Source organism: Streptomyces sp. NPDC045968 (assembly GCF_056430475.1).
On sequence record NZ_JBWKLF010000010.1, the window covers coordinates 160,396 to 166,395 of the forward strand.

At 67.2% G+C, this 6,000-nt stretch carries 7 protein-coding genes and 1 pseudogene; 1 reads left to right on the forward strand and 7 read right to left on the reverse strand.

Annotated elements, in window-relative coordinates:
- Nucleotides 1-196: 196 nt before the first annotated feature.
- The gene (locus AC07FA_RS27395; RefSeq protein ID WP_479078985.1) at nucleotides 197-694 is read right to left on the reverse strand and encodes a winged helix-turn-helix transcriptional regulator; all 498 of its coding nucleotides are present in this window, start codon (nucleotides 692-694) and stop codon (nucleotides 197-199) included.
- A gap of 104 nt (nucleotides 695-798) precedes the next feature.
- Between AC07FA_RS27395 and AC07FA_RS27400 the strand changes: the two genes are divergently transcribed.
- Nucleotides 799-1,443 carry a dihydrofolate reductase family protein gene (locus AC07FA_RS27400; protein ID WP_479078986.1) on the forward strand — a complete coding sequence of 215 codons (645 nt, stop codon included), beginning with the start codon at nucleotides 799-801 and terminating at the stop codon, nucleotides 1,441-1,443.
- Nucleotides 1,444-1,484: 41 nt separating this feature from the next.
- On the opposite strand, the gene AC07FA_RS27405 is transcribed toward AC07FA_RS27400, so the two are convergent.
- The 6 genes and pseudogenes from AC07FA_RS27405 to AC07FA_RS27430 all read right to left on the reverse strand — a co-directional run bounded on the left by AC07FA_RS27405 (nucleotide 1,485) and on the right by AC07FA_RS27430 (nucleotide 5,365).
- A complete protein-coding gene (locus AC07FA_RS27405) occupies nucleotides 1,485-1,886 on the reverse strand; it encodes a transposase (protein ID WP_479078987.1) in 402 nt (133 codons plus the stop codon).
- Nucleotides 1,887-1,944: 58 nt separating this feature from the next.
- Nucleotides 1,945-2,136: pseudogene (locus AC07FA_RS27410) on the reverse strand (transposase); the annotation flags it as partial.
- 92 nt (nucleotides 2,137-2,228) lie between these two features.
- A complete protein-coding gene (locus AC07FA_RS27415) occupies nucleotides 2,229-2,813 on the reverse strand; it encodes a DinB family protein (protein WP_479078988.1) in 585 nt (194 codons plus the stop codon).
- Between the two features lie 143 nt (nucleotides 2,814-2,956).
- Nucleotides 2,957-3,445 (reverse strand): MarR family transcriptional regulator, encoded by a 489-nt coding sequence (locus AC07FA_RS27420; RefSeq protein ID WP_479078989.1) that lies wholly within the window; start codon nucleotides 3,443-3,445, stop codon nucleotides 2,957-2,959.
- A gap of 444 nt (nucleotides 3,446-3,889) precedes the next feature.
- Nucleotides 3,890-4,306: an SRPBCC family protein gene (locus tag AC07FA_RS27425; RefSeq protein WP_479078990.1), complete on the reverse strand. Its 417-nt coding sequence runs from the start codon at nucleotides 4,304-4,306 to the stop codon at nucleotides 3,890-3,892.
- A 48-nt stretch (nucleotides 4,307-4,354) separates the two neighbouring features.
- Nucleotides 4,355-5,365, reverse strand: coding sequence for an aldo/keto reductase (locus tag AC07FA_RS27430; RefSeq protein WP_479078991.1), 1,011 nt, complete (start codon nucleotides 5,363-5,365; stop codon nucleotides 4,355-4,357).
- Nucleotides 5,366-6,000: the final 635 nt, after the last annotated feature.

The window sequence follows — 6,000 nt, forward strand, 5'->3', positions numbered from 1 at the left end:
AACGGCACAGATGCCTCGTGCGTTGCGGGAGACCAGCCCGTCACCCGATCGGTGGCCACTCTGAAAACGCTCACTGAACCACTTAGAGAGTCACGAACCGCCCTCTAAGACCATCTTCAGGCCGCCCGCACGGACAGATGGGAATCGGCGGAGGACCAGTACTCCAAGCGATCTTGATGCCGACCGGAGGGGTATGTCAGTGCGCCTCCGTGAGTGCCTGCTCGTAGGCTGCCTGAAGGAGTTCGGAGGGCCGGGGGTGGTCGGGGTTCGGGCGGGGAATGTCCAGGTGCAGCTCGCGGAGTTCGTCCATGAGGTCCTCCCAGAGATGCGGGCCACCGTCCTCCAAGAGGCGAGCGCGGACGCTGAGTTCGGGTGTGGTCGGACGGTGCCGCATTCCCCAGGAGCCGAGCGCGACCATGATGGGGACTGTCTGGATGCCCGCTTCTGTGAGGCTGTAGGTCGCTCGACGTCCTCGTTCGACCTGCTCCTGCGTGAGGAGGCCGCCGGCGACGAGGGCCTTGAGGCGGCTGCTGAGGATGTTCGACGCGATCCCCTCCTCGGATTGGCTGAGTAGCTCGCGGAAGTGTCGGCGCCCGCCGAACACCACGTCGCGCAGGACGATGAGGCTCCACCGGTCCCCGAATGCCTCCACGGCCGCGTTGACCGCGCATCCGGACCGCGGTTTGTCTCGCATGCCCACCTCCAGTGATTGCATCCTGCCATCACCAAGCCTAGGCTCGACTACGGGTAGTGATTGCAGTTCGCAATCACATTGCTTCGACGGCAGGAGTCCGTGCAATGTCCCGAGTGAGGGTCCACAACTTCTCCATCTCTGTCGACGGATTCGCCACTGGTGAAGGGCAGAGTCTCGACGCCCCGTTCGGCCACGCCGCCGCGCGGCTCCATGAGTGGTTCTTCCCGACCAGGACCTTCCAGAGGATGCTGGGCAAGCCGGATGGGAGCACTGGGGTCGATGACGCCATCGCCGGCACCTGGAATGTCGGCATCGGAGCCGAGATCATGGGCCGCAACAAGTTCAGCCCCCAGCGCGGGCCATGGGAGAACGAAGACTGGAACGGCTGGTGGGGGCCCAATCCGCCCTTCCACACCCCGGTGTTCGTCCTGACCCACCACCCCCGTCCCTCGGTGGAGATGGAGGGCGGCACCACATTCCACTTCATCGACGCCACGCCGCAGGAGGCACTCCGTCAGGCGCGGGAGGCTGCAGGCGACTTGGACGTGAGGATCGGTGGCGGGCCGACCACGATCCGCGAGTTCCTCGTCGAAGACCTCATCGATCATCTGCACATCGCCGTTGTCCCGATCGTTTTGGGCCGTGGCGAGCGTCTATGGGACGGACTCGAAGGACTCGAGAAACGCTTCCAGGTCGAGTCCGTGACAACCCCCAGCGGCGTCACGCACCTGACCCTCACCCGGCCGTAGCGACCGCCCGCATGGGCGGTGAGGCGGTGGTAGCCGAAAAGTCAGGCGATCGATCGTTCGATCTTCCAGTGGTGCCGACCGAGGCGTTCGCCGGACTCGATGCCGGGCCGCGCGATGCGCGCGACGAGCCCGCGCTCGCGCAGCCAGGCCAGGTGTTCGGCGGAGAAGTACGCCTTGTCCGCGCGGAGTTTGACGGGTCGGCGCCGCCGTGGCCCCCGGCGGGACCGGACGGTGGGTATGCCGCGGGTGAACGGTTTGAGGGCGAGGCTGTCGTGCATCTTCGTGCCGGACACGGCGACGCCGAGCGGGATGCCCTGGGCATCGGACAGCATGTGCAGCTTGCTGCCCTTCTTGCCGCGATCGACCGGGTTCGGCCCGGTCAGCGATCCCTCGTTTTTGGCGCGAACGGAGGCCGTATCGACGATCGCCGAGAGCCAGTACACACCTCGCCCCGGGCCCCGAGTTCGTCCAGCACCGCCCGGTGCAGCCACGCCACAGGCCGGCCTCGGTCCATACCGTGAAGCGGCGATGCGGGGTGGCGGGCGACGTGCCGAACGTCGGCGGCAGATGCCGCCAGCCACAGCCGCTGGTCAGCGCGTGCACCACTGCCGTGAACACGGCCCGCTCGTGACACGGAGCGGTCCCACCACCTTGCGGACGAGCAGCGAACGACGGCAGCAGCGGGGCGGCCAGCTACCAGGGTTCATCAGGAACCACACGCTCGATAGATCAGCACCCACGACCGGCATCACGCCGCACGAACATCAAGTCACGGGAGACAACCTCTAAGCCTTGATCGGTGCGGCCGACCTGGCGGCCTGCTCGATCTTCGCGCAATAGGCTGCGCGGGCTTCTTCGTCGATCTGCTGCTCGTGTTCGGCGCGCACCCCGGTCCGGCCGTCGAGGCCCTCGCGCAGGATATCGGCGTGCCCGGCATGCCGGATGGACTCGCCGAGGACATGGACCATGATGGCGAACAGGTTCGTGTTGTGAAAAGGCTCCGGCCACCACGGCACGTGGCCGGGGGTGTCGAGGGGAAGCTCGTTGATCGTCGCGTCCGAGTGTTCCCACGTGCGGCGGTAGAACCCGATGATCTGATCGCGGGTCTCGCCCTCGGTGGCCCACAGATCGCTGCCGTTGGAGTCCTGCCACCGGGGCAGCGGCTCCGGGGAAGGGCGGTCGAAGACCTCGCCGAAGTACCTGGCCTCCACGGTGGCTACGTGTTTGACCAGGCCGAGGAGGTTGGTCCCGGTCGCTGTCAAAGGTCGGCGGGCGTCGTAATCGGACAAGCCGTCGAGTTTCCAGAGCAGCGCCTTGCGGTCCCGCCGCAGTCTCCCGTGCAGGTTGTCCTTCGCGAATTCATCGATCATGCGGCATGAACCTGCCATGGGCTGCTCGTGGTCTCAAGATCCCGTAGGTGGCCCGCAACGACAGGCAGAGCCGAGGCCTGGCCATGGCCGCCGCCCTGACCTGCTACAAGAAGCGCGCGAAACTAGCCACGTGAGACAACCTCTCAGGCGTTCTCGGCGCCCTCGACGTTGGCGACCATTCTGCGCAGCACCTTGAGCGTGGCCACGTACTCCTCGTCGCTGATGCCTTCGTGGACCACAGTGCGTAGTTCGGTCACCAGCTCGCGCAGCCGCGCCCTGGCAGCTTCCCGGGCCACGGTGAGCTGGAGGTGTTGCTCGGCTTCGGTTCGTAGCCAACCGCGGTGCAGCAACTGGTCGATGGCCCGCGCGATGTCATGCTGCCCGTCCGCGACGGGCGTCAACTGCCTGACGACTTCCTCGCGGCTCGGCGCTACGGGCCCGGCGTTCACGCGGTTCAACACCCAGTACTGCGGCTGTGTGACGTCGATTCTGGCCATGGCGTCACGCAGATGCCGGATGACGGTCGAGTGGGCGAGGCCGCTCCAGTCCCCGATGGGCTGACTGGCCAACATGTCGTCGGTGGCCGCCGGGTCGGCCGGCGCCTGGTCGGTGGTTCCGGTCGGCGAGGTCATGATCGCGATGCTATAGCGAGTCGGCTGCCTCCGATCGTGGTCGTGGAAGCTCGATACCCCGGACCACCTCTGTCGCACCTCGGTCCCAGGTGCGTGAGATGCCCCAGGATCCGCCTCGCGTCTGCGTCTGCGTCGGAACCCGGGACACCTCCGCTTCCATCGGATGTCTGCCCGCACCCGCTTGTGAACCCGCCAGAAGGAAGACCAGAGCCAGTGTCCCGGCGGCAGACTCTCTTTCCCGGACCCTCCTCCGCCGACGCCGACGCCGACGCCGACGCCGACTCCACCGACCCCTGCCCACCGAACCGTCAGATCGCGCGCGGCCGCTGAGCGACCCGCTCCAGGACGGTCGGCACGAGACCCGCCCAGCACGCGCGAGAGCAATCCGAGGAGATCTGCTGCCCCCACCAGGACATGAGGCGAGCCGATAGGGCAGGCAGCGGGTCAGGCCACGAGGGTGCGCCTCAGTGCGGCTAGTCCGTCGGCGTAGATCGCGTGGAACAGAGTGACGGCCTCGTCGTCGCCGACGCCGACAGGGGTGAATGAGCCGGACCACTCCACCCGCGCCCCCTCGTCACCCGGCAACTCGTGCACGGCGAGTGTGGAGAGGTAGTCGACGACAGGGAAGGGCGCCTGGAGGATGGAGTAGGTATAGGCGCGAGCGGTGTTGTCGAAGGATTCGAGGCGTTCGATGATGACGCCGCCCTCCTGGTCGCTGAGACTGCGGATCCGGCCGCCCTCGCTGAGGCGGCTGGCCGGGATGTACGGCAGCCAGTCGGGCAGTGAATCGAATCCGCCGATCAGTTCCCAGATCTGGTCTGCGGATCGAGGGATCTTGATGGACGCGGCCGTGGAGGCCATGAGTTTCTCCTTCGGGGTGGATCGATATGCATCCGCGTTCCGTGCAGGTCAGGCGGTCGGAACCGGGGCGTCGGGGGCGATCAGCTTCTCCTCGCGCAGCGCTGCCCAGAAAGCTGCGGGTACCGACCCGGCGAGCGCGGCGGCGTCCTCGGCGATGCGGCTCGGCCTGGTGGCACCGGGAATCGCCGCCACGGTGGCGGGGTGAGCCAGAGAGAACTGCAAGGCGGCTGCTTTGATGCCGACGCCGTACTTCTGGGCGAGCACCTTGATGTGCTCCACCTTGGCGATGATGTCTGCGGGCGCCTTCTGATACTCGAAGTGTTGTCCGCCGGCCAGGATGCCCGAGCTGTACGGTCCGCCGACGACGATGTCGACGTTCTGGGCGGCGGCAGCCGGCAGCAGGCGCTGAAGAGCGCGGTCGTGGTCGAGAAGGGTGTAGCGGCCGGCGAGCAGGAAAGCGTCGGGCTTCGGCTCGTCGAGGTCCAGGGTCAGTTCCAGGGGCTCTACCCGGTTGACTCCCAGTCCCCACGCCTTGATGACGCCTTCCTCCCGCAGTCTGTCCAGGACGCGGAAGGCGCCGGTCCGGGCACTCTCGTACACGGCCAGCCACTCGTCGCCGTAGAAGTCCTGCGCCACATCGTGCACCCAGACGATGTCGAGCCGGTCCGTCCTGAGGCGCTTGAGGCTGTCCTCGATGGAACGCAGCGTGGCATCCGCCGAATAGTCGTTCACCATCTTGTTCGGGCGTCCGTGCTCGAAGAGGCCGCCCTTCTCGCCCAGTTGCCGTGCCGCCGGGTCCTCCACTTCGTCCAGCACGAGGCGGCCGACCTTGGTGCTCAGGACGTACTCGTCGCGGGGATGCTGCGACAGGACAGCGCCGAGCCGGATCTCGGACAGGCCGGCACCGTAGAACGGCGCGGTGTCGAAGTAGCGGATGCCGTGGTTCCAGGCGGCTTCGACGGTGGTCGAAGCCTCGTCGTCGGGGATGGCGCGGAACATGTTGCCCAGGGGGGCCGTACCGAAGCCGAGAGGGGAGTGGAGCAGATGGCGCACGCTCATGAGAGTGTCCTGAAGGTCGAAGGGCTGGTGTGGGAGAGGCTGGTCTGGGATGGGCTGGTCTGAGAGGGAATCGTCTGGGAAGGGTTGGTCGGATACGGGACGGTCTGACATAGGGCGGCGGTGTCAGACACGGGGCGGTCCGACAGGGGACAGCGGCGGTGCCGAGCACCGTGTGACGGGTCAGGGCCGCGAGGTGACCGAGGTGGGCGAACGGATCGAAAACGGACCCGGCATCACCGAACGCAAGAGGGTCGAAGACGGGGACATCGCGCACCCACAGAGCCGCGAAGCCGAGGCGGTCGGCCAGCTGAGCGCCTTCTGAGTGACGGGCCAGGTCGGGGACGCCGAACGGCCGGCCGGCCTCGCGGTCCTGACGCAGGCGGGTAGCGCCCCAGTCGTTGTCCAGGGGAAGTTCGAGTCCGACGGTCACCCGTCCGGCGGGGGAGACCAATCGGTCCAGTGCAGTCGACATGGTGCGGGTGCTTTCGGTGATGGGCGCCGATCCCCTTGGGGGAGACGAGGCCGAGAGGGAAAACAGACAAGCAAAGGACGGAGGGGGGGGGGGAGGGGGGCGGGGGAGGGGGCTCTTCCGCCCCTCTCCCTTGGGGGGGGTCGGTTTTTCTGTGTCCCCCCCG